The organism is Nocardia araoensis NBRC 100135, from assembly GCF_000308435.1.
Taxonomy (GTDB): Bacteria; Actinomycetota; Actinomycetes; order Mycobacteriales; family Mycobacteriaceae; genus Nocardia; species Nocardia araoensis.
The window spans coordinates 1-284 of record NZ_BAFR01000233.1 but is presented as its reverse complement, the minus strand read 5'-3'; the positions used below and the strand labels follow the sequence as shown (position 1 = coordinate 284).

Annotated in this window: 1 protein-coding gene; it reads right to left on the bottom strand. The window is 65.1% G+C overall.

Annotated features, from left to right (window positions below):
• On the bottom strand, positions 1-284 hold a 284-nt coding region (locus tag ON21_RS30110; protein ID WP_039803523.1), incomplete at both ends, for an IS110 family transposase.

Here is a 284-nt window from a genome sequence, read left to right as displayed (position 1 = left end):
GCGAAGTCGAACGCGGCTTCCAACGCGGGAAAGATCGACCCGAGCATGGCACGCAACCGGTTGATCCCGGCCACCCAGTCAGCCATCAGGTCGGTGCGGTAGCTGGTCAGCTGGGTCAGTCCGACCACGAGCTCATCAGGCATCACGACCTGGTTCAGGTCCTCGCGCAGACGGGCGCTCTGCGCGATCACTCGCGCGTCCTTGGCGTCGGTCTTCCCCTCGCCGCGGAAGCTGCCGGTCATCGAATTCACCACCCGGCCCGGCACATACGTCACCGTTTGATC